This window comes from Nocardiopsis ganjiahuensis DSM 45031 (assembly GCF_000341085.1).
GTDB classification, from domain to species: Bacteria; Actinomycetota; Actinomycetes; order Streptosporangiales; family Streptosporangiaceae; genus Nocardiopsis; species Nocardiopsis ganjiahuensis.
Genome location: NZ_ANBA01000017.1, coordinates 213,878 through 237,751, shown reverse-complemented (window position 1 = coordinate 237,751; position 23,874 = coordinate 213,878). Strand labels below are relative to the sequence as shown.

The window sequence follows — 23,874 nt, the reverse complement described above, 5'->3', positions numbered from 1 at the left end:
ACATGGGGCTCAAGGACCGGCTGGAAGAGGACCGCGGCGTCGAGGACCGCGCGGACCGCGGCAGTGTGACGCACTGGCGTCGGCGGCTCCTGGAAGAGATCAACCTGGAGGACCTGACCCAGCTGACGCTGGCCCAGCGCCGGGTCCGGTTGGAGAAGGTCGTCGGGCACATCCTGTCCCGCGAGGGGCCGGTGCTCTCGGACCGTGAACGGTCGGTGCTGATCCGCCGGGTCGTGGACGAGGCCCTGGGCCTGGGCGTGCTGGAGCCGTTGCTGGCCGACGAGAGCATCACCGAGATCATGGTCAACGGCCCCGACAACGTGTTCGTGGAGCGCGGCGGCCGCATGGAGCGCATCGACGCCGCCTTCAACGGCGAGGAGCAGCTGTACCAGACCATCGACCGCATCGTCTCGCTGGTCAACCGGCGCGTGGACGAGTCCTCGCCGATGGTGGACGCCCGTCTGCCCAGCGGTGAGCGGGTCAACGTGATCATCCCGCCGCTGTCGCTGTCCGGTCCGGTCCTGACCATCCGGCGCTTCCCCAAGCCGTACCCCATCGAGGAACTGGTGCGGATGGGCAGCCTGGACCAGGCGACCGGGGTGCTGCTGTCGGCGATGGTGCGGGCCCGGTTCAACATCGTGGTGTCCGGCGGTACCGGTACCGGTAAGACGACCTTCCTCAACGCGCTGTCGGCCTTCGTGCCCAGCAGCGAGCGGATCGTCACGATCGAGGACTCCGCCGAGCTCCAACTGATGCAGGAGCACGTGGTGCGCCTGGAGTCGCGTCCGGCCAACATCGAGGGCCGGGGGGAGATCGCCATCCGCGACCTCGTGCGCAACGCCCTGCGGATGCGCCCGGACCGCATCATCGTCGGTGAGGTCCGCGGCCCCGAGACCATCGACATGCTCCAGGCGATGAACACCGGCCATGACGGGTCCCTGGTGACGGTGCACTCCAACTCCGCGGACGACGCCATCCACCGGTTGCAGACCCTGGCGACCATGGGCGAGGGCAACATCCCCTTCGAGGCGGTCCGGGACCAGATCAACAACGCCGTGGACGCCATCGTGCACCTGGGGCGCTGGCCGGACGGTTCGCGGCGGATCAACGAGATCGCCGTCGTGTCCTCGCGTCGGCGCGAGGAGTTCCGCCTGGACCGGCTGATGGAGTTCGCGGCGCAGCCGATGAACACCGACCGCAGCGTCGAGGGGCAGTTCCGGCACTATCCACTGCCCCGCCACATCGCCGGCCGGATCTACCACGTGGGCGAGAGCATTCCGTCGGTGTTCGGTGTGGTCGCCGACGAACGGGCCCGGGGCAGCCGTCCTGAGGGCGGCTGGTGAGCGGCGGTTCGGCGTCCGCGCGGACGCCCTCGCCCCGCGTACCGTCACAACCCCGAAGGGAGACCGGGTGAACTGGCAGATTCTGGCGATCCTCGGCGGACTCGCCCTGGTTCTGCTGCTGGTGCTGTGGGCTGTCTGGGAGTTCGTGGCCAGCGCCGAGAACCGGCGGATGATCGCCGCCCGCAGCGCCCTGGCCCAGGTGGAGTACGACGCCTCCACCCCCATGGCCAAGTTCGACGCCAGATTGAGGCGCACCCAGTGGGGTGCCCGGCTGGCGCGCAGGATGGCGCGTTCGGGCACGGACGTGCGCCCGTCCACGTTCGTGGCGGCACTGGTGGCCGGTTCGCTGCTGGCGGTCGCGGTGGTGTGGCAGATCCTGGCGCCGTTCTTCGGACTGCTGGCCGCCGCCGGTGTGGCGTTCCTGTTCTTCTCCTACCTGCGGCGGGCCGAGGCCAAGCGGCGGGAGGAGTTCACCAGCCAGCTGCCCGACGTGGCCCGGGTGCTGGGCAACGCGACCTCGGCCGGGCTGGCGCTGCCGACGGCGGTGGCGATCGCCGCGGACGAGCTGGACGGCCCGGCCGGCGAGGAGCTGGGCCGGCTGGCGGAGTCGATGAAGCTGGGTGCCAGCTTCGAGGAGGCCGTCCACGACCTGCGCGAGCGCATGCCCTCCCGTGAGCTGGGAGTGCTGCTCTCCACCCTCGTGGTGGCATCCAGGTCCGGTGGTTCGCTGGTCACGGCGCTGCGCAACATCTCCACCACGTTGGAGAGCCGCAAGGAGACGCGGCGCGAGGTGCAGACGATCCTCAGCGAGACGACCTCCACCGTGTGGGCTCTCGGGTTCATGTCGGTGGGTGCGCTGTTCCTGATCAACGCGATCGAACCGGGGGTCATGCGCACGATGACCAGCACCGGGGCCGGGATCGCGGTGTTGTTGGTCGTGGCGGTGCTGTTCACGACCGGCTTCGCACTGGTCTCCCGCATCACCAGGTTCACGTTGTAGCCGTGCCCCTCCCGACCTGCCCCCGCCCCCTGAAGGACACCCCTCGATGAACCTCCTGTCCCTGGTCCCACTGGCCGCGGCGCTCGCCTCGGCCCTGGTCGTGCTGACCGGTGTCTACGGCCTGTACCTGACCCGGTCGCAGACCCGGGTACCGGTGGACGACCCGGTCCACGCCCCGGTGACCACCAAGAGCGACGAGACCTTCTTCCTGCACAAGATCACCGAGCGGATCGGGAAACCCTTCACCCGCTCGGTCCTGGGGTCCCTGAGCACGAAGCAGAAGGCGTCCGTCAGCGCCCGGATCGAGGCCGCGGGGCGCCCGGACGGGCTGACCGTGGAACGGTACGTGCAGCGCAAGGTCGGCGAGGTCTCCGTCTACGGCACGCTCGCGGTGGTGGTGCTGTTGTCGGACAACAACGCGCTGCTCGCGGTGATGGCGCTGGCCTTCACGGGGCTGACCGACCTGAACCTGTACGTGCAGGCGCGGGAGCGCGCCGACCAGGTGCAGACGCAGCTGCCGGACTTCCTGGACGTGCTCGCGGTGACGGTGAGCGCGGGCATGTCGTTCCGTGCCGCGGTCGGCCGGGTCGCGGCGTCGATGCCGGGGGTGCTGGCGGACGAGTTCACGATCGCGCTCCGCCAGATGGAGCTGGGCACCTCCCGCCGGGAGGCCTTCGATCACCTGCGGCGCCGCAACCGCAACGAGTCGCTGAGCAAGTTCGTCACCGCGATCCAGCAGGCCGAGGAGCTGGGCGCCCCGCTGAGCGACACCCTGGTGGACATCAGCAAGGACATGCGCCTGGCCGACGCCCAGTACATGCGCCGCAAGGCCCAGAGCCTCAACCCGAGGGTGACGATGGTGACCGCCGCGACCCTGCTGCCGGGCCTGGTGATCCTCATCGTCGGCTCGATGCTCCTGGGCACCGAGGTCAGCCTCGGCTCCCTGTTCGGGGGATAGGGCCACCCCGGCGGTGATCAGCGCCGCGGCGGCTCGGGCAGACCGCCTCCGACAGTGCGCCGCCTGGGGCGGAGGCCCTGGTCTCAGCAGTCGACCGTGTCCTCGACCGCCGAGGTGGCCCCCAGTTCCTCCAGCACGTCGTCGCCACCGTCCGCCTCGTCGGCACCGGCCGTTTCCCGCCCGTCGGTGAGGCCCTCCCAGTCCTGCGGCTTCATCACCAGCTCCAGTTCGTCGCCGAAGTCCGCCACCTCCTCCAGCTGGGAGTTGACGAGGTAGGAGGCGAGCACCTGGGCATGGGCTTCGCGTTCGGGGCTGTGGTAGATCGTGGTGAGGTCCGGGTCGCGCTCCCCCGGTTCACCGATCCCGGTGACGTCGAACCCGTAGTCGTTGGCCAGGAGCGCCTCCACGGCAGAGGCCAGCCCGGTCTCGCCCACACCGTTCAGCACCCGGACCGAGACGTCGCCGGGTTCCACCGCGGGCGCCTCGGCCTGCCCGTTCTCCTCGTCCCCTTCCTCCACCCCCTCGTCGGGGAGCGCCTCCCCCGCGGCCACCGCGGCGAAGAGCTCGGCTGCCTCGGGTAGACGCGGATCCACCTTGTCCTCGTTGAACCGTGACTTCTCCACCGGCACCATGACCATGTTGACGCGGTCCAGATCGACCTCGCGCATGGCGATGGCGAGCTCCGCCATGCGGTCCGTGGTGAGGCCGTCGTCGGCCGAGAGGCTGTCGGTCACCGACCGGAGGAACTCGTAGACCGTGGTGGGGCTCGACAGCGTCCCGTCGCTGGTGACCTTTCGGAGAATGGCTCCGATCAGCCGTTGCTGGCTCTCGATGCGGCCCATGTCGTTCCGGAACTCGGTGCTGTTCCGGGACCGGGCGAGCCCGAGCGCCTCTTCTCCGCTGAGGGTCTGCATTCCGGCGTCCAGCTCGAGATGGGCCTTGACGTCGTCGATCGGTTCCGGAATGCACAGTTCGACCCCGCCGAGGGTGTTCACGATGTCCTCGAACCCCGAGAAGTCCACCGTCACCATGTGGTCGAGGTGGATGTCGGTCACCGTCTCCACCGTGTGGCCCAGGCAGTCCAGTCCGCCGTAGGCGGCGGCGTGGTTGACCTGGTCGATACCGCCCGCCCAGCCGGGGTACTCGTCCACGGCGTCGCACCGCGGGATGTCCACCATCATGTCCCGGGGGATGTTGACCATGGTCACGGAGTCCTGGTCGACGTTGATGTTGACGAGCACCAGAACGTCCGGGCGCTTGCCCTCCGACTCCTCGTCCCCGCCCAGGAGGAGGATGTTGTGGATGCCCTCGATCTGGTCGGGGCGTTCCCCCCAGGCATCGGTGTTGATCTCCTCCGTGTCGATGGCCAGGGCGTCCCGGTACCCGGCGTAGACGGTCAGACTTCCCGCGATGACCAGTCCGGTCACACAGCACGAGGCCCATTGGCCGAATGAGAGCTTTCCGACCGAGGAGGATTTCGCTCTTCTGGAAGACACAGGACACTCGCTATTCGATATGGAAAAGCCCTGGTCAGAGCATTTCGCACACTCAATGAACAGGGACCGATCGCCGAATGCTACCGAAATGACGCAAGGTTCACCAGACCTGGGCAGAAGCCTTATTCAACACAAGTTCTTCACATCGGAAGGAGAACCGACAGCGCCACCAAATGCGTTATACAACCGGGGCCACTGTGTTTTTCTCCGAGAAAGACCGGTGGTGAGCCCCGGGGGCCCGCACCGGGCCTCCCGGGGCTCACCACCGGCGGTTCGCCCTACTCCGTCGGCCCCACCGGCGGGAAGGGGATCTCGGACAGGGTCGGGATGAGTACGCCCTCCTCGAATTCCAGGTGGGCTTCCAGCTCCTCGGTCAGCCGGTCCAGGTCCGCCAGGAACCGCACCGGGTCGGCCGTCCGCAGGTCGGCGAGCAGGCTCTCCAGCTCACCCCGGAGCCTGTCGACCACGCGGTGCTCCTCGATCAGGCGCCCGACCGGTTCCTTCAGGTGCGGGAAACCCTCGGCCAGCTTCGGGAACACCGAGTCCTCGCTGGTGTGGTGGAAGTGCAGGGACTCGCAGAAGGCCAGGCAGTGCTGGCGGATCTGCAGGTTCAGCCCGGGCGGAGGCGTCCCTGCGGAGCTCTCCCTCTCGGCCAGGTACTGCTCGGCCTCCCGGCGCACGTTCACCAGCTGGCCGCGCAACCAGCCGTGGATCTGGAACAGCTTGTCCGCGAGGTTGTCGACCTCCTCCGCGCCCTCCGTCTCGGAGCGCTGCAGCTCCACCACCGGCAGCCGGCGTTCCACCTGGTCCTGGTAGTCACCGAAACCCGGCTCGCGGCGAACGATCTCCTCGAAGACCCGGTCGCGCTCCTCCCCCTCCAGGGGCACGGCGACGGCCTCGTAGCTGTCGTCGCCGGGCATCTCCACGGAGACCAAGGGGTGGGCGAGCAGGTTGTGATACCAGGCGGGGTGCTGGGGCGAGCCCCCGGCGGAGCCCACCACGAGGACGCGGCCGTCGATCCGCAGGAAGCCGAGCGGGTTGGTGTACTCCCGGCCCGAACGCGCTCCGGTGGTGGTGAGCAGAAGCAGGTCACCGCCCTCGAACACGCCGCCCACCCGGCCGTGGTCGGCGCGGAACTCCGCCACCACCGGCTCGTTCCACGGGCTCACCTTCGGCGCGGGCCTCTGGTGCGGCCCTTGCTGCGGTTCCGGTTGCGGCTGCTGCGACGGCGGTTCGGGGGCGGCCTGCCGGTCCTCCGTGCCGTGATCGGCCACGGCGGCGGTCTTCATGTCGTCGCTGGTGTTCTCTGTCAAAGGACGGTCCTCTCACTGAATGCTGTGGAGGCGGGCGTCCCCGAAGGCCCGGTTTCCCAGGGCACAGCGCGGCGGGGCAGATCCTGACGTGCGCGTCAGGACCGCTCGCCGCTCCAAGGCTCCGGAACAGGGCGCCGGGCGGCCCGGGGTCCGGGCATCGCGGTGTCGGGACCGTCGGAGGGCCGACAGCCCGAGGATTGGGCAGTCCGGTGCCGGGAGGGGCATGAGCCGGGGAAGGGTTCGGGGAGTCCGCCGGGTTCTCTGTCTGTGTCTCCGGCCTGGTGCCGGAGTGCGGCGGCCGACGCACGGGCCGGGCTCAGCGGCGGGTCGGACACCACGGGCCCTGAGGTCCCCTGGTCCCGACGGCCGTGTCACACCGGCGCCGCGAGCGGCTCAGCCGCTCAGATTCGGTACGCGAAGTGTGTGCTCACGTTTGGCTCCCCGAACAGGTCATGGCGCCTCCATGCCGTCCGACCGGCCCACTGCTCTTTGGTCGGAAGCACGCGACGCCCCACCATCATAGACGCCTGTTCGGGTGGGGACAGACCCACCGAAAGTCTCCGGAAGGCCCTATGGGCCCGGGTTCCGCGCCTCCGTAGCGTCTTCGGTGGGCCCTGGACCACGTTCACCGGGGCCTTCGAGCCGGCTCGGCCCCGCTGGTGCCGCCCGGTGTCGTCCCGTGTTCACGAGCGCCGTTCCGCACCGGGCCGCCCCGGTGCTGTCGCTGACCGGATCACGCCCCTATCGGAGGACACCCATGAATCAGTCACGTCGCCCTCCCGCCGCCCCGCCGGCGCTCCGTCCGGGGCGCTCCCTCGCCCCCGACCTCGCTCGCGGCTTCATGCTGCTGTTCATCGCGCTGGTCAACGCCCAGTTCTTCCTCACACACCCGGACACCGTTCGGACCCTCACCGACCAGGTGCTCGTGTTCGTGCAGAGCACGCTGGTCAGCGGGCGCGCGATCCCGCTGTTCTCACTGCTCTTCGGCTACGGCACGGTCTGGATCATGCGCCGGGTGGTCGAGTCCGGCGGCGGCTGGGTGCACGCCCGGGTGGTGCTGCGCCGCCGGGGTCTGTGGATGCTGGTGATCGGCTTCCTGCACGGAGTCCTGTTCCTGCCGGTGGACATCATCGGCGCCTACGGACTGGGGCTGCTGTTGTTCGTGGGATTCCTGCGTGCCCGCGACTCCGTGCTGCTGTGGTCGGCGGGGATCTTCGCCCTCGCCTCGACCGCGCTGAACACCGCGCTCGGTTTGAGCGACGCCTTCAACACCGCCCCGGGTGCCGAGGAGCCCGCCGCGGCGGTGCCCTCGTTGGTGGAGACCGGATTCCTGTCCGCCGCCTCCGAACGGTTCGCGGAGTGGACCCTGTACACACCGGTGACCCTGTTGTTCGTGGTGATGCCGCCGATGCTGCTGGGTATGTGGGCGGGCCGCCGGGGGCTCCTGGAGCGACCCCGCGAGCACCGGGCGCTCCTGGTCCGCGTCGCCGTCATCGGCCTGGGCGTCGCGGTGGCCGCCGGCCTGCCGGACGCCCTGGTGACCGCCCAGTTCCTGCCTGAGCCCGACCCGGCCGTCCTGGTCTCGCTGTGGATCGTGCACGACGCCGCCGGGTGGGCGGGTGGCCCCGGCTGGGCCGCGGTGATCGCCCTGGTCGCCCTGTACCTGACCGAACGCGCCGCCGGGAGGGCGGGCGGTACCACCGGAAGCGGGAACAGGAGCGGGGGCGGGGGCCACGGTTCGGGGCTGGTCACGGTCGACGGCTCCACGGGTTCCCCGGGCCCGGTCGCGATCGCGATCGCCGCCGTGGGTGAGCGTTCGATGAGCTGCTATCTGGCGCAGTCGGTGGTGTTCACCCTGGTGTTCGCCCCGTACGGTCTGGGGCTGGGCGCCACCGCGAGCGCCTCGGCCGCGGTACTCGTGGCCGTGTGCACCTGGGCCCTGACGGTGGTCCTCGCCGAGGTCTCCCGCCGGTTCGGCGTCCGCGGTCCGGCGGAGGTCGTGCTGCGCAAGCTCACCTACGCCCGCACCTACCTGCCGTCCTCGCGGCCCGGGCGGAACTGACCCCGGGCGGAACAGGCCCCGGGCCGTCCGGCTCTCGTCCCCGAGCCGTCGGTCCGGGTTCCCGGGTTCAGGCGCCGTCCCCGGTCCGGCCCTCGGACCCGTTCCCGATCTCGTCCCCGGTCTCACCCCCGGCCCCGTCCACAGGGCACTGCGTCATGTCGCTCTCGCCCGGGGCCGAGCCCGGCAGCGCGAAGAAGCCCGAACCCAGCCGCTCCTCGTCCCGCCACTCCAAGGTGCCGTTCACGTCGTAGCAGTGGCCGCTCATGTCGTCGACCAACGCCCCCGAGTGCGCGGACGGCCGATAGGCCACGCCCGCCCGCTCCGGGGCTCCCGGGATCAGCACGTCGACCTCGGCGGTCGGGTTCTCCGGACCGAGCACCGTGAGCGTGGTCATCGGCAGACCCAGCGCGCTGCCGCTCCCGCCCCGGATGACCTCCTTGTCGAGCCCGCCGTTCTCACCGGGGTCCAGCGGCATCAGGGTCAGGAAGTCCTCTTCGTACACGGGGTGGGTGCCCACGTTCGGGTGGTAGGTCAGCTCCACCGTGAACTCGACCCCCGCGCCGGTGTCCCGCACCCCGGTCATGCACACGCTCATCACGGGGAAGGCGTCCAGACCGGGTGTGACCAGGCCGAAGTCGACGGTGTCGTGGTCGAGCGGGGAGACGAACGGCCAGACGTCGGGGTTGGTGCTCGGTTCACCCTCGGGCCCCGGGGTCAGGAGCGGGACGTACAGGTCCGGGGACGCGGCCTCGGGGTTGAAGGGACGCCAGGGCGCGTGGGCCTCCTGCGCGCTCACACGTTCGGAGTCGGCACAGTCCAGGGCTTCGGGGGCGGTCCCGTCCTCGGACTCGTCCTCCCCGTCCTCTTCGACCGGCTCCTCGGCGGGCTCGTCTGCGACGACGGTGTCGGCGGGCGACTCGGTCAGGGTGTCGAACAGGAAGTAACCGCCGCCGAGGACCACGGCCATACCGAGCGCGCCCACGCCGAGCCACATCCCGACCCGGCTCTTGCGTCCGGTGCCGTCGTCGTCCCCTTCGAGGTCGATCCCCTCGCCCTCCGCGTCCGACAGGTCGTGCCCGCCGGTCTGCGAGGGACCGAACAGGTAGGAGGAGGCCCCGCCCGGCGGAGCCCCGGCCGTGCCGGAGCTGCGCGCACCGGGCACCGGTCCGTAGCGGTCGCCCCCGCGGCCCTCCGTGTAACCGCGCGGGGTGTGGCCGTACGCCTCCGCGGCGGCCTCCGGCCCCCACTCCTCGTCCGGCGCGGTCCCGTTGCCGCCGATACCCGGATCCGCTCCGCGGCCGGTGCCGTGGCCCGGGGCGGCCCCGGCGCCCGCGGTGGGGCCGTTCCCGGGTCCCACCGCTTCGGAGCCGTACCCACCGGAAACCCCGGAGCCACCAGCTCCACCGGTTCCAGCAGAAGCTCCAGTCACAGGGGCATCGGCCGAACCAGCACCACCAGACACACCCGAGCCACCAGCCGTCCCGGCAGCACCCGCAGCGCCGACAGCACCCGCACCACCGGGCCCGCCGGCGGAACCGGCCATCGGCCGTCCCTCGTCCCGGGCGAGCGCGGCGTCGGTCCACCGCGCCCGGTCGTGCCAGCTCAGGTCCGGCTTCGGCCAGTGGTCACCGATGAGCTCGCGGAGCTTGTCCGGCCAGGTGTCGGCGGTCGCCTGCTCGTCGATACCGAGCATCAGCAGGCATTCCAGGTACGCCTCCTCCGCCGAGGGGCGCGCTTCGGGGTCCGGGGAGAACGCACGTTGCAGCAGCGGGCGCAGATCCTCTGGGAGCGCTCTCAGATCGACGCGCGCCTCACGGGCCCGGCGGGCCATCTCCCACAGGATCTGCCCGGGGATGCGCCCCGGGGTGTGCCCGGCCGGGGAGGCCCCGAACGGCGGCTCGCCGGTGGCGGCGAACACCACGAGGGAGGCCCAGCCGTGGACGTCGGAGGCCTGTGTGGCCGCTGAGCCGTCGTAGCACTCGGGGGCCAGCCAGCCCAGGCTCTTGGCGCTCTGCACCGGAGCCGCGGCGTCGATCCGGCGGACGATCCCGAAGTCCAGCACCTTGGGACCGTCAGCGGAGGCCACGACGTTGCCGGGCCGCACGTCGCCGTGCACGAGGCCCGTCGCGTGCAGGGTCGCGAGCGCCTCGGCCATCCCGGCGGCCAGCACCAGCAGCGCGCCGCCTCCGGAGCGTCCGTGCACCCGCACGTGCTGCTGGAGCCCGAACCCGGGGACGTACTCGATCGCGGACCACGGCCGGCCCTCGTGGGTGCCGCTGTCCCGCGCGCCTGCCGCGCACACACCGCCGACCTGACGCGTGAGGGTGGCCTCGCCGCTCACGTCGGCCCCGGGGGCCCACTCGGCGCCGGCGATCTTGAGGGCTATCGGCTCGTGGTCGGGGGAGACCGCGGCGAACACGGTGCCCATGCCGTCAGCACCGAGACGTCCGATCAGCCGGTAGCGGCCCACCTGGAGCGGGTCGCCGTCGGTCAGAGGGGTGACGTTCGGCGGCAGAGCGGGGAGGGAGAAGTCCATTGGGGGCAGCTTTCCACACATCAGGGACGGTTGTGGTGGGCTGTGCCGGGATAGCACATTCGATCCCGTGGTTCTGCGAATCTACCTAATTCGCGGGGCGCTCGACGCCGTGATCCCCCTTTTCCCCGTGCCACCGAGACCGATTCGCACCGGTCCCGGTCCCCTCTCCCGACGCCCCGCCCGCCCCTGTCCAAGAGTGCGGAATCCCCTGTTCACCAAGGCTCGCCGCGTCCTCCCGCACCCGCCCCGAACCACCTCCCGGGGTGGTCACGGCGGCCGTCCGCGCCGGGCACGGTCGGTGATGCTGTTATGGGAAGGAAAGGAAATCGGTGCAGTCCGCTGTCAACCACCCGTGGTCGGGGAGCTCGGAGGGCCTTCTCCGTGCGCCGGGCACATCACCGTCACACGGCAGGATCCGAGGCGCCCCGGGCGGTCCGATGCGCGCCCGGTGGAGAGCCGGCGGCCGAGCACACAGGGGAAACGGGCCGAGACCGGCCGCGGGAGACCGGGGCGGACCGGAGAGGGCCGGAGGGGACCGCAGCGGAGCCGGGAGAGGTCGGAAAAGCAGGGAATTCGTGTGCTCCACCGCTCTGAAACCACAGGAACCCCTCCAGAGGCACTCTCACCGCTGAGCATTCTGGAAACACCGGCACCTCTGGCCGCATCCGGTCATCCGTCGGCCCGGCCGATCCCGCTCCCCCGCACCCCGCCGACAGCGGCTCGCGAACGCGTTCACCACAACCGACGCACGGGACCCACCCACCCCTGGGAACACACTTCAGAAAACGGGTCAAACCTCGATCCGACCACAAAGCAAACTTCTTAGCAAAAACCGACGAAATAGCCCGAATACACCCTGCTAACTTTTTCTGAAGCCCCGACTTCCGACCAAGAGAAGACCATGGCTGACGACAGAGCCCCGAACACCGCCGATCACGTCCACGATCGCGCCGCGGAACGTCCCGGCGGTCACACCCCCGTCAGCAGCGCCCCCGCCGCGGACGCCCCCGACGAGGAGACCCCGCCCCCTTTCACCCGCCTGATCGGCATCATCGCGGGGAAGTCCTTCCCGCTCTATCTGTCCATGGTCGCCACGGTCTTCGGGACCATGGTCACAGCGGGGGTCCTGGGCCACACCGGCACCGCCGTGCTCGCCGCCTACTCGATGACCATCGCCCTGTACAACCCCGCTTCGATGGCGGTCCAGGGAGCACTGCGCGGTTCGATGCCGTTCGTCGCGGAGAACGCCGAGGACCCGGCCGAGCTCGCACCCACCGTTCGGAACTCCCTCTGGCTGGCCCTGTGCACGGGGCTCCTCGGCGGCGCCGCGGTGGCGTCGGTACCGCTGATCGCCCGGCTGATCGGGGTGCCCTCCGAGACGGTGGGCTCGTTCGGCCTCTTCCCGTACCTGATGGCACTCGCGCTGCTCACCCACTCCTTCCAGGCCTGCGCCACCACCCTCCTCATCGGTCTGGGGCGGTCCAGGCAGGCGATGGCGGTCGGTCTGGTCGGCACCGCGCAGTCGGTGGTTTTGGTCCCCGCCCTGGTCCTGGTGCTCGGCCTGGACATCACCGGCGCCGGGCTCGCCATGCTCCTGACGGGCCTCGTGGTCACGGCCGTGGCCCACACCCTGCTGCGGCGCGGCACCGTCCTGGCCGGTCAGAACCTCGGCCTGGGCAGGCCCGACTGGTCCGGGGTCCGGCACATCGCCCGGGTCGGCCTGCCCATGGGTGCGACGATGCTCATCAAGTTCGGGGTACTGGGGCTGCTCGCGATGGCGGTGGCCCGGGTCGGCACCACCGAGGCCGCCGCCCACCAGATCATGGTGACCCTCGTGACCTTCGTGTTCCTGCCCGCGACCGCGACCGGTCAGGCCACGGTCCCGTTCATGGCCCGCGCCGCCCGGGGCACGCCGCACCCCCGGGGCCGGGGTCAGGGCCGAAGCGACGACACGTCCGGGGAGAACCGGACACGGGCGGCCGGAACACGGGAGGGCGACCCCGCGGGAAGCGGGTTCGTCGAGGTCCGGCGCGCGCTGCTCGCCGGACTGTCACTGGCACTGCCGGTGATCGTGCTGAGCATGCTCCTCGTCCGGGTGGCCGCCGGGCCGGTCATCGGGGTCTTCACACCCGACCCGGAGGTCTCCGCGCTGGTCACGGCACTGATCCCGGTGGTGTTCGTGGTCGTCCTCGCCGACGGTGTGCAGGCGATGCCCGGGATGGGGCTGCTCGCCCTCAAGCGCACCACCCCGACCCTGTACACCTTCGCGGTGTGCTTCGGCCTGTTGGCCCTGGCCGCCTTCCCGGTGGCCTCGGCCGGCGGCCTGGCCTGGCTCTGGTGGGCCTACGCCCTGGCCAACCTCGGTCTGGTCGTCGGCCAGGGCGGCGGATTCCTCCGCCTGACCCGTGCCCGGGCCTGACGGCGTACGGGCCCTCACCGGCCCACCGGTGCGCGCCGGCGCGGACCGCCGTGGCCCGCACCGGGAGAGCCTGTTCGAGGGTGCCCCGACCCTTCGGCCTGTGGGCCCTGCGCGCTCCGGCCCCGAGCGCGGCGGTCACTCCTCCGTCGGCGGTTCCCCCGTGTTCCGGCCCCCTGCCAGCGGGCCCCGCGCATGCTGGTCCCCCGCCCGGTGGTCCTCCGGGCTCGGAACGGCGCCCCGGTCCGGAGACCAGTCCTCCGTGGCCTCCGGGTCCGGGCCCTGCCGGGTCCGGCCGGAGGCACCCCGTTCGGCGAGCCACGCGTCCGCGTCGAGCCCCACGGGGGTTCGTCCGGAACCACCCCGTTCCGGGGCACCCTTCCCCGCGTTCTCCGAGGGCCGGGGGCGGGTCCGGTCCGAGGCGCTCCCGATGGAGGGCCCCTCCTGCGACCTCTTCCCGAACCAGGTCACGCTCGACGTGCTCCGATCGATGTCCCCCTCGCCGGTGAACACCGTTCCCCCGCTCAGCTCCGCGGTCGCGCGCCCTTCGGAGGGACCCGTGTCGAACAGGTCCGCGGCCGGACGCCGAGCCGGGGCGTCCACCTCGGGACCGGCGCCGGAACCCTTCTCGGACCCCGCGCCGGTGTCCGTCCCGGCGTCCGCTCCGGAAACCGCCCCGGAGTCCTCGGCGGCACCACCGGACCCGACCTGCCCCACAGGTCCCCGAGCGTCCTCCGCCACCGCGCCGGAAAGGCGGTCCCACTCCTCGTCCAACGCCCTGAGCGCCTTCTCGTGGTCGTGCGCCATCACTCGCCCGATCACGCCGAACAGCAGCCCGGTCACCGTGAACACCACGACCAGGACCGCCATGCTGTCCCACGCGACGCCGACCACCCCGGCCAGGACCACCAGCGTCGCCCCCAGCGCGTAGAAGAACCGCACCATCGCCTTGGGGTCGCGCTGCTCCAGAAGCTCCCTCTTCTCGGTGATGCGTTCCCATTCCGTTCTCAGCACCAGTTCCCGGTCGGGCTGCGGTTCCTGATCGGGCTCCGGTTCAGGGGGCCGGATCTCCGAGTCCTGGTCCTCCGGGTTCCGGGGCTCCGGCCCGGCGGCCTTCGTCCGGCCGGTCCCCGGTTGCCTTCCCCCCGCCTGCTCGAACCGCTCGAACCGCTCGACCAGTTCACGGAAGTCCTCCCCGTGCGCGTGGAAGGCGACCGCCGCGGGCCAGGGGTCCTCGGAGTTGCACACGGCACGGAACACCTGGTCGAGTTCGGGCCCCTTCGGGATCCGCTCCACGGCCCAGGCGGCGAGGTCGTGCTTGCCACACGCGGACAGCGGGCTCGTGGCGAGGAAGTGGACCAGGTCGCCCCGTTCCTCCGGTGAGATCTCGTCGGGGGTGAGCGAGGACCCCTTGCCGAGCTGTTCCAGCCACGCCTCGCACTTGCGCAACGTGTCGAACATGGTCGTGGTCTGCCGGGCGACCTTCTCGTAGTACGCGCAGCCCTCGTTGGACTCGCAGCCGTGGTCGGCTCCCATGCAGCGGTGGCGGCTGAACGGTTCGAGGAGGTTGTCGTGCTCCACCAGCCGGATGATGCGCCGGTGCTCCTCACCGCGGTAGGGCCAGGCCCGCCCGTCCCGGGTGGAGAAGAGCGCGCTCCAGGACATGTCGATTCCGTTGAAGAGCGGCGCCAGGGAGGGGGCCAGTTCGACGATGAGGTTGGCGGCCTGCACGTCGGCGCCGCCCCAGTCCTCGGGTAGCTGACCGACGATCCAGCGGGCCCGCTCCTGCCCTTCCGGAAGCCAGCGCAGCAGGTCCTGCCGGTGCGGGGCGTTGCGCAGGAGGTCGAGCGCCTTGTCCCAGTTCCGCTGCATGCCCTGGGCGAGCGCGGCGGCGCTGGAGTAGGACTCCCCGCCGAACTCGAAGAGTTCGTCCCGGTCCGGCGGGGCCTGGGTGATGGTGGGGATCGCCGAGATGTCGATGGTTCGGCTTCCCTGGCCGATCTGGAGTCCCATGGTCAGGATGTCGTGGTCGGTCCGGCCGCCGTAGGTCGCGAGCAGTTCCGTGGTGTGGCCCCCGCCCGGCTCCTCCACCCCGAGGAGGGTGGCGAGGAGCCGGTTCGAGGTGGGGCGCAGCTGGGGATCCTTGTACAGGCACCAGCGCACGACCGCCGCGAGGTTGTCGGGCAGGCCGGTGAGGTCGGGCTTGTCGAACAGCACCTTGCGCAGGGTGACGGCCAGGTTCTCGCCGGTGAAGATGTCCCGGCCGGTACCGGCGAAGGCGATCACCGACCCCCAGGCGAACACGTCGATGGCGGGGGTGACCTTGGTGCCGAGGAACTGTTCGGGCGCCATGTAGCGGGGGGTGCCGAGGAGCGCGCTCGCCGAGACGGGGCTGTTCTCCAGGGCGCGGGCGATACCGAAGTCGATCACCCGGATACCGTCCGGCGCGATCATGATGTTGGAGGGGGTGAAGTCGCGGTGGACCACGTCGGAGGCGTGGATGGCGGTGAGCGCGGTGGCCGTGGCGACCGCGATCCGGTAGAGGTCACCCTCGGGCAGAGGGCCGCCGCCGCTCTCCTCGCCTGAGTGCACCTGCTGCCGAAGGGTGGGGCCGTCCACGTACTCGGTGGCCACCCAGGGCGGATTCCCGTCCGGGTCCGCGTCCAGGACCCGCGCGATACAGAAGTCCACGACCCGCATGCTGTGCTCGACCTCGGCCTTGAACCGGGCCCGGAACTGGGGGTTGTCGGCGTAGTGGTGGTGCAACACCTTGACCGCGGCGAACCGACCGTCCCTGTCGCGCCCTAGGTAGACCGTGCCGAACCCGCCTCTGCCGAGGACTTGCCGGAGTTCGAAGCCGCCGAGTACGTCGCCGATGTTCACAGGTGATCTCTCCAAGCCGGGGGTGAGCGCAGAGCGTTGTCGCGGGTGTGACGCTGCTGGGGTGGTGTCGGGGTGGTGTGATGCGCCCCGGGCGCTCCCGGTGCTGTGGAGCGCCCGAATCCGTGCGGTTCCGTGACCCACACCCCCTTCCCCTCATCGACCGTTTCACTCGGGGCCCGTCCTCGTCCCGGACCCGGCCCTCCCCCCGGTCCGCCGTCACCGTCGGCGTGACTCCACAGCGGACCAGCCCTCGTTCCGGATCGTCTTCACCCGGGCCCCGAGTTCGCCCGTTCCCGCCCGGCCGTCCGCCCGCGCGGTCGCGGCTCTCCCACCATCACCTCTCGGACAACGGGCCTCATGCGCAAGTCGCATAGAACCACCGGACCAAGGGGTACCGGCCGGGACTTCCCTGCTCGGGCGGCCGTCCCCGAGCGACGAGTCGGCCCGCCCGCTCCCCGGGCGCCCCGCCGGGCACAGGACGACCGCGCCCGCGATCACGGAGTTCACTTCAGCTGATTCACCGTTTCCCCGCCCCACGAATACCTTGATTCAATTATCTCCGAATTCACCGAGAAAAGGTTTCGACACCTTTCTTGAACTCTACCCCGGAGCACACGCCCATATCCCATCAGACAGGGACATTCAACAGCAGGAGCCCTGCTCGAAACCCATGTCCGCCCTGCTCCACCTCCACTCCGCGACAGGGCCTCCACAAAAAGCCACAAGCAGATCCTAATCCCCATGAACCACACAACCCTCCCCTGTCGCCCGTTCCAGTCACATCGGGACCGAATTTGATCGGATCATCCCCTGTATTCCCATCGACCGGTCACACCGCCCGCACCCCCGCCTCCACCACCCGCGATGAGCGGACGTGTCGACGGGCCCCGCACTGTCGGCCACCCCGTGAGCCCTCGTTCGCACCGACGGGAACCACAACCCCCTCCCGTGGTCCGGACGGCCTGCGACGCGCCGCCTCGGGGCGGAGACATCCGCGGGCGCGACTGGAAGCAAGCGGGGCCACAGAAGGACACCCCGCCCCACCGACCGGCCGGCACCCCTCGCAGCCGACCCGAGAGCACCCGGAAGCCCCTCGTCGCAAACGCTCCCCTCTCCAGGGGCCACCCTCGACGCCCCGCCCCGCGAACCCTCCACACCCCTGCTGCGAGCGGCCCCGCACGACCTGACGCGTTCGACTCACCACCGAGGGATATGTTTTCCGTCCCCTCATCCGCCCATCCCAGGTTCGGCCGCCAGTTGGGCCCATCACCCGCCCGAAGTCCCGCCGCACGGGCACTCGGCGCCCGTCAAGCGATCACTTAAGGCACCAAACCACCAACAAAAGGCAGTTGGGATCGTGTGCTTCGACCAATCCGGCCGACCCCGTCCCCCGCCACGAGCACACCCCCTGCCTGCGCCGGACAATCAAGTTGGGGAATTGCCACTGAACGGCTGCGGAGCGCCGCCCCCCTCGGGCATACTCGGATCGTCGGCCACCCGGACGGTGCAGGCCCTGGGCCTGAAGTCCGCACCATCCGTGGTGTCCACACGATGTACACGTCGTTCCGTGCATTCGTCCGTTTTTAGGGTTCGTCGGATGGTTCGCGTTCACCGGCCGACTGGTCTGCGGAGTAGGTACAGAATGGTTCTACGGGACGATAGAGTGCATCTACGGGGTCCCGCTTTCTCTCGTTCGTCACACGAGGGAAGCGCGGGTTAAATGGGGACGGACTTTTTGGAAGTTATGATCTAGGGGGAACTTCCGGGAGGGACGGTCCCACCTGCGCGAGTGGCACTTGATTCGGGGGAATTCACGTTCGCCAAGCACGTGGATGTGCCACTCGCCACCAAGGGGCCTTCGAATCCTCTGCTGCCTCCCGGCCGTTGGGCCAAGGGGAGGGAAAAGGGGAACAGAGGATTCGGAGGCCCCGATCTCAAAGGGGGCGGACGTTCCTCAGCCCTGTTTGCAAGGGGGAATTCAGGGCCCGGGGACGTCCACTGTCGCGGTCCCGGTTCGGGTCGGTTCGTTCGGAGCCGCCCACGACCGGGGCCGCGCCCTGTTTCCCGGAACCCGCATAGACGCCCGGCGCCGAGCAGGACCACCGCCGACTGCCGGCCTCGTCCCGCCGACCTCACTCCGCCCAGGGCCACCCGGAGCTCTCGCGCCCCGGGCCCCGGAACCGCAGGCCCCGGCGCCGCACAGCACCCGGGCGAAGCATGGGACCGTCCCGCGCGGGACCCTCTCCACCCGGCGGCAGCTCCGCGGACAAGCCCGTCGTCAACAAAACCGGGCCGACCCGGGAACTCGGCGGGGCCGGGCTTCGTTGCGCTTGCGTGAGTGAAGATATGACGCGTCTGCGCCGCCGGACGCGCCTGGGGCGTATACCGCCGACCCGGGCGAGAGCGTCCACGGGACACGACCTAGGGCGTGTCCCGGCAGCTCAGCACCGCTTCCAGCAACCCGGGGAACCGCCCGTCGATCTCGTGGTCCCGCAGCGAGACGAAACAGCGGGTGCCCTCGGTCCGGTTCTGCACCAACCCGGCGTTGCGCAGGATCTTCAGGTGGTGGCTCAGGGTCGACTGCGCGATCGGCAGCTCGATGTCCTTCCACGCGCGCTCACCCTCGAACTCCGCGAGCATGCCCACGATGCGCAGCCGGGTGGGTTCCGCCAGCGCGGACAGGACCGTGACCAGATCCACTTCGGACAGGGCCGGATGCTCGTGCCCCTTGGACGTCCCTCTGGGAGCCAAGACCCAACCTCCACTTCCGCTGCCGTGCAGCCGTTTCGAGCGCCCACCCGAGGGCTTCGCCGTCCCACCGAAACCCGTCCGCCGGCCGTGCCGACGACCCGAGGGGATTTGGTGTGCGTTCAGCGGCGAGTGTACCGTCAATGTTCGATGTTCGTCGATCATCGAATAAGCCAGGCCAGTGGGGGTAACTGAGATGACGGAAGCAGCTGGAACACCCGAGACCGCGAAACCGGGGCTCGCGCTGTCCGTTCTGGACCACGCCAGCATCGTCGAGGGCTCCACTCCCGGTGAGGCCCTCCGCGACGCCCGCGAGCTCGCCCAGAACCTGGAGCGCTGGGGTTACACCCGCTTCTGGTTGTCCGAGCACCACAACATGCGGGCGATCGCCAGCGCCGCCACGTCGGTCTCGCTCGGGTTCATCGCCGAGGGCACGTCCACCATCCGGGTGGGTTCGGGCGGCGTCATGCTCCCGAACCACTCGCCCCTGGTGATCGCCGAGCAGTTCGGCACCCTGGAGTCCCTCTACCCCGGGCGGATCGACCTCGGTCTGGGCCGCGCTCCCGGCACGGACCCGCGCACCATGCGCGCGATGCGCCGCGACAACTCCGCCTCCTCGACCTTCCCGCAGGACGTCCAGGAGCTCCGCCAGCTCTTCGAGCCCGCGAGCCCCGGCCAGCCGGTGCGCGCCGTCCCCGGCGAGGGCCTGCGGGTCCCGCTGTGGATCCTCGGTTCCAGCCTGTTCGGCGCCCAGCTCGCCGCGCACCTGGGCCTGCCGTACGCCTTCGCGTCGCACTTCGCGCCGAACGCGCTCTACGACGCGCTGGCCGCCTACCGGGCGGACTTCGCCCCGTCGGACCAGGCTCAGAAGCCGTACGCGATGGCCGGGATCAACGTCGTCCTCGCGGACTCCGACGCCGAGGCGCAGAACCTGTTCACCTCCCAGCAGCAGGCCTTCCTGGGCATCACGCGCAACGCGCGCGGCCTGCTCCAGCCGCCGGTGGAGCGGTCCGCCATGGACACCATGTGGCGTCCCGGGGAGAAGGAGCAGATGGACATGATGCTGCGCTACTCCTTCGTGGGTTCCCAGGAGACCGTGAAGCCGAAGATCGAGCAGTTCGTCGCCGACACCGGCGTGGACGAGCTGATGATCTCCTCGATGATCTTCGACAAGAAGGCCCGCTTCCGCTCCTACGAGCTGCTGGCCGACGCCTTCGACCTGGAGGCGCCCGCCGGGAGCTGAGGCCGAAGGCTCCGAGAGAGCCGGCAGTCGAGAGGGTCGAAGGAAAAGCCCTGACCGGGGGTACTTGGTCAAGGGTGCGGGACCGGGCCAGGCAGGGCTCGGTACCGTTCCCCCGGTCACCGGGGTGCGGGGCGGGGTCGCGAAGGGCCCCGCCCCACACTTGTGCCCGCACCCGGTCCCCGTCCCGGCGTCGGTCCCACCCATGCGGAAGACTCATAGCGGTGCGCCCGTCGCACGCCTCACGCTCGCGGGGTGTTCGCGGGCAGGAGAGGGCGCGCTCGGGCCAGACGGGGTTCAGTCCCCTTCCCCGGTCCGAGCCTCGCTCTCCAGGAGGTCGGCACGCCGCTTCAGCTCCTCGGCGTGCCCGTCCCGGACCGGCCCGATCCGCAGCAGCGCGGCGGCCGCCTCGCGCAGCAGTGCGGGATCATCGGGACGCTGCAGGCAGGCCAGACGGTAGGCGAGGGTGACCGCCCACTCGGGCAGGCCCGGGAAGCCGTGCTCGTGTCCGTGTCGGCGTTCGTGCTCGAGCAGGGCCACGATCTCGTCGGCGGTCGCGAAGGTGAGGGTCTCGGTGAAATACATGGTGACCTCTCCGAGGCGTTCCTCGTCATTGCCTCCGATCGCTTGCTGCATGTTCTGGGTCACCCGGAGGAGTTCGGACATGTGCGCTCACCACCACGGCTCGAGCCGGTCGTAGATCGACGCCGGTCGACGACGTCTGTGTTGGCTGCCTGAATTCGGTGCCTGTGTTCGGCCGGGCCCGAGCATGACACGGCCCGCGGCCCCGAACCAGCGGAATCGGTCCAACCCGGTCCGTTACACACGGAATCCGTCCACTAGCCTGTGCGTAGTCGCCGGCGCCGCTGTCCCCCGCGCCTCCCATGTCCCCGGCCTGGAAGGCAGGCTGTGCCGCTCCCCTCCCCCGACACTCCCCCCATGACTCCGCTGGAGTCCTCCGACCCGCGTACGATCCCCCCGTTCGACATCCGCGGCAGGCTGGGCGCGGGCGGTATGGGCGTCGTCTACGCCGCGCTCTCCCCCGACGACCGGTGGGTCGCCGTCAAGGTGATCCGCCCGGAGTTCGCCGACGACCAGGTCTTCCGGCGGCGGTTCGCCCGCGAGGTCCAGCTGATGAGCCGGATCCGGGCGCGCTGCATCGCTTCGGTCCTGGCCTACGACACCTCGGCCGAGCAGCCGTGGTTCGCGACGGCTTTTCTACCCGGCCCCACCCTGAACGTACGGGTGCGGTCGGAAGGCCCCTTGCCCGAGGCCCAGGCGCGGGTTCTCGGTGTGGGCATGGCGGAGGGGATCGCGGCCATCCACGCGGCCGGGGTCGTGCACCGGGACCTGAAGCCCTCGAACGTGATCCTGGCTCCGGACGGCCCGAAGGTGCTCGACTTCGGGATCGCCCATGCCGTGGACGGCACCCAGCTGACGAGGACGGGCGGGCTGATGGGCTCCCCCGGATGGATGAGCCCGGAGCGCTTCCGGGGTGGAGCCGGGCCCGCGGCGGACGTGTTCTCGTGGGGTGCCCTGGTGACCTACGCGGTGACCGGACGGTCGCCGTTCGGTACCGGGTCGGCCGAGGAGCTGATGTTCCGGCTGCTGAGCGAGGAGCCGGACCTGAGCGGGGTTCCGGAGGGCCTGCGCGAGGTCGTCGCCCGGGCGCTGGCCAAGGCCCCCGAGGACCGGCCGAGCTCGGCGGACCTGGTCCGGAGCCTGGCGGGCGAGAACGGCGAGGGGTCCGCACCGGCTTCCCCGGATGAGATGGCCACCATGGTCAGCGCACTCATCGACCAGGACTGGCCGGGGCCGCACACGCCGCCTCCCGAAGAAAGCGAGGCGGCGGCTCCCCCTTCGCCGTCTCCCGCTCCCCCAGCACCCGGGCAGCCCACCCCGTTCCAGGGACAGCACCCAGGGCAGCCCCGAGCGCAGCCTCAGAGCCCTCAGGTCCTCCAGGACCAACCCCCCGCACGGTTCCAGCAGCAGGGCCCCGAGTACCCGTCGGGGTCTGCTTCGCAGCCGGCGCCGCCCGCTGGCACGGGTTCGGGTTCGGCCCCTCCCTCTTCGGTTCCTCCCGGCCCTCCTGTGGGTCCGCCCTCTCCCCCACCGACCCCGGCCCGCGCCTCGCGTCCGCTGCGGGGCCTGTTGGCGGTCGTGGCCACGCTGCTCCTGATCGGCGGTGTGACCGGCTGGCTGCTGCTGCGTGACGGCGAGGGAGAGCAGATGGCCGACGACGGTGGCGCCGAGGTCCTGGAAGGCGCCGCAGAGGACCAGTCGGACCCGTTCGTCTTCGCCACCGCCGGCCAGATCAGCAGCCTCGATCCGTTCCTGGCCACGGACGGCGACACCTTCCGCTACAGCCGGCAGGTCTTCGAGACGCTGCTGCGCCACGACCCCGCGGACGGCCAGATCGTCGGCGGCCTGGCCCATGACTGGGAGCACTCCGACGACGGCACCGAGTGGACCTTCCACCTGCGCAAGGGCGTGCGGTTCCACGACGGGGACGACCTGACCGCCGAGGCCGTGTGCGCGAACTTCGACCGCTGGTACAACACCACCGGTGTCTACCGACGGTCCGAGTACACCTGGTACTGGCAGTCCGTGTTCGGGGGGTTCATGAACAATCTCTCCGACCTGCCGGAGCCCAACTACGTCTCCTGCGAGGCCCTCGACGGACTCACTGCGGTCATCACCGTCGACGAGTACTCCCCGGCCCTCCCCGGCGGCTTCACGCTCGCGTCCTTCGGCCTCATGAGCCCCACCACCGTGGCGGAGATCGCCGATGAGGCGTACGTGGGGCCTCTCGCCGACTACTCCTCGAACCCGGAGATCCTGGCCGGGACCGGACCCTTCCGGCTCTCCGGGTGGGATGACACGGAGAAGACGGTCTCCCTGAACCGGTTCGAAGACCACTGGGACGCCTCTCCAGGAGTCGAGACCCTCGTCATGGGCGACATGGCCGACGAGGCCGCCCGCCGTCAGGCACTGGAGGCCGGGGAGATCCACGGCTATGACCTGGTGAACACGGAGGATCTGGCACCACTGCGACAGGCCGGTTACCAAGTCCCCTCCCGCGACCCGATCAACCTCCTCTATCTGGGCTACCAACAGGAGGCGCACGAGGCTCTCGAGGTTCCGGAGGTCCGTGAGGCCCTAGCGCACGCCGTCAACCGAGAGCGCGTCGTCGACACGACCCTGCCCGAAGGCAGCGAGGTCGCCACCCAGTTCGTGCCCGAGACCGTCAACGGCTGGTCCCCGAACGCTCGCACCGTCGAGCACTCCCCTGACCTGGCCGAGGAGCTGCTCGCGGACGCGGGCCACGAGGACCTCGCGCTCGAGTTCTGCTATCCGAACGACGTCACCCGCACCTACATGCCCGACCCGGAGGGCATCCACCGCCTGATCACCCAGGACCTGAAGAACGCGGGTGTGTCGTTGGAGCTGGTGGACTATCCGTGGAGCGATTACGTCAGCGCCATCCATGCCGGGGACTGCCCGCTGTACCTGTACGGGTGGACCGGGCACTACAACGAACCCCACAACTTCCTCGGCCCCTACTTCTCCGAGTACAACCAGATGTTCGGGTACGAGAACGAGGACCTCTTCGAGGCCATGGACGGGGCCGCTGCCCTGCCCGACGACGGGGAGCGCTTCGCCGCCTACCAGGAGGTGAACGAGCAGCTCATGGAGTACCTGCCGGGGCTGCCGATCGCCCACACACCGTCGGTCACCGTGTTCTCGCCCGATGTCTCACCTCCGGCGATGGGCCCGCTGCCCGCCCACGAGAACTTCAGCGAGGCCTTCTGGAAGTAGGGGAGTAGCCCTGTCCAGAAGTCCAGCGGCGATCTTCCGGCGGTAGCGGAAGGATCTTCC

13 protein-coding genes are annotated in these 23,874 nt (G+C 70.4%); 7 read left to right on the top strand and 6 right to left on the bottom strand.

Features of this window, described 5'->3' with window-relative positions; genetic code table 11:
• The first annotated feature begins 2 nt into the window (after window positions 1-2).
• The 3 genes from D458_RS0124205 (at window position 3) to D458_RS0124195 (ending at window position 3,301) form a co-directional block, all read left to right on the top strand.
• A complete protein-coding gene (locus D458_RS0124205; RefSeq protein WP_017589312.1) occupies window positions 3-1,343 on the top strand; it encodes a CpaF family protein in 1,341 nt (446 codons plus the stop codon).
• 67 nt (window positions 1,344-1,410) lie between these two features.
• Complete coding sequence (locus tag D458_RS0124200; protein ID WP_017589311.1) at window positions 1,411-2,343, top strand: type II secretion system F family protein; 933 nt, start codon at window positions 1,411-1,413, stop codon at window positions 2,341-2,343.
• 46 nt (window positions 2,344-2,389) lie between these two features.
• Window positions 2,390-3,301 (top strand): type II secretion system F family protein, encoded by a 912-nt coding sequence (locus D458_RS0124195; protein WP_017589310.1) that lies wholly within the window; start codon window positions 2,390-2,392, stop codon window positions 3,299-3,301.
• An 83-nt stretch (window positions 3,302-3,384) separates the two neighbouring features.
• Here the strand turns inward: D458_RS0124195 and D458_RS0124190 are convergent, their stop codons facing one another.
• Together D458_RS0124190 and D458_RS0124185 are read right to left on the bottom strand one after the other, a co-directional pair.
• The gene (locus tag D458_RS0124190) at window positions 3,385-4,728 is read right to left on the bottom strand and encodes an LCP family protein (protein ID WP_017589309.1); all 1,344 of its coding nucleotides are present in this window, start codon (window positions 4,726-4,728) and stop codon (window positions 3,385-3,387) included.
• A 347-nt stretch (window positions 4,729-5,075) separates the two neighbouring features.
• Window positions 5,076-6,110, bottom strand: coding sequence for a nitroreductase/quinone reductase family protein (locus D458_RS0124185; RefSeq protein WP_017589308.1), 1,035 nt, complete (start codon window positions 6,108-6,110; stop codon window positions 5,076-5,078).
• A 757-nt stretch (window positions 6,111-6,867) separates the two neighbouring features.
• On the opposite strand from D458_RS0124185, the gene D458_RS0124180 reads away from it, so the two are divergent.
• Entirely contained in the window at window positions 6,868-8,172 is a 1,305-nt protein-coding gene (locus D458_RS0124180; RefSeq protein ID WP_040702736.1) for a DUF418 domain-containing protein, read from the top strand.
• Between the two features lie 67 nt (window positions 8,173-8,239).
• On the opposite strand, the gene D458_RS34110 is transcribed toward D458_RS0124180, so the two are convergent.
• On the bottom strand, window positions 8,240-10,708 hold the full coding sequence (locus tag D458_RS34110) for a serine/threonine-protein kinase (RefSeq protein ID WP_063825760.1): 2,469 nt from the start codon (window positions 10,706-10,708) through the stop codon (window positions 8,240-8,242).
• A gap of 901 nt (window positions 10,709-11,609) precedes the next feature.
• On the opposite strand from D458_RS34110, the gene D458_RS0124170 reads away from it, so the two are divergent.
• On the top strand, window positions 11,610-13,127 hold the full coding sequence (locus tag D458_RS0124170) for an MATE family efflux transporter (protein ID WP_017589306.1): 1,518 nt from the start codon (window positions 11,610-11,612) through the stop codon (window positions 13,125-13,127).
• A gap of 135 nt (window positions 13,128-13,262) precedes the next feature.
• Here D458_RS0124170 and D458_RS34955 read toward each other — a convergent pair whose 3' ends face one another.
• Together D458_RS34955 and D458_RS0124160 are read right to left on the bottom strand one after the other, a co-directional pair.
• A complete protein-coding gene (locus D458_RS34955; RefSeq protein ID WP_051049775.1) occupies window positions 13,263-16,007 on the bottom strand; it encodes a serine/threonine-protein kinase in 2,745 nt (914 codons plus the stop codon).
• 2,421 nt (window positions 16,008-18,428) lie between these two features.
• A complete protein-coding gene (locus D458_RS0124160; protein ID WP_026119645.1) occupies window positions 18,429-18,758 on the bottom strand; it encodes an ArsR/SmtB family transcription factor in 330 nt (109 codons plus the stop codon).
• 193 nt (window positions 18,759-18,951) lie between these two features.
• On the opposite strand from D458_RS0124160, the gene D458_RS0124155 reads away from it, so the two are divergent.
• Window positions 18,952-19,998, top strand: a complete 1,047-nt coding sequence (locus D458_RS0124155; RefSeq protein ID WP_017589304.1) for an LLM class flavin-dependent oxidoreductase — start codon at window positions 18,952-18,954, stop codon at window positions 19,996-19,998.
• Window positions 19,999-20,292: 294 nt separating this feature from the next.
• Here D458_RS0124155 and D458_RS0124150 read toward each other — a convergent pair whose 3' ends face one another.
• Window positions 20,293-20,661: a hypothetical protein gene (locus tag D458_RS0124150; protein ID WP_017589303.1), complete on the bottom strand. Its 369-nt coding sequence runs from the start codon at window positions 20,659-20,661 to the stop codon at window positions 20,293-20,295.
• 273 nt (window positions 20,662-20,934) lie between these two features.
• Between D458_RS0124150 and D458_RS0124145 the strand changes: the two genes are divergently transcribed.
• A complete protein-coding gene (locus tag D458_RS0124145; RefSeq protein WP_083936419.1) occupies window positions 20,935-23,814 on the top strand; it encodes an ABC transporter substrate-binding protein in 2,880 nt (959 codons plus the stop codon).
• Window positions 23,815-23,874: the final 60 nt, after the last annotated feature.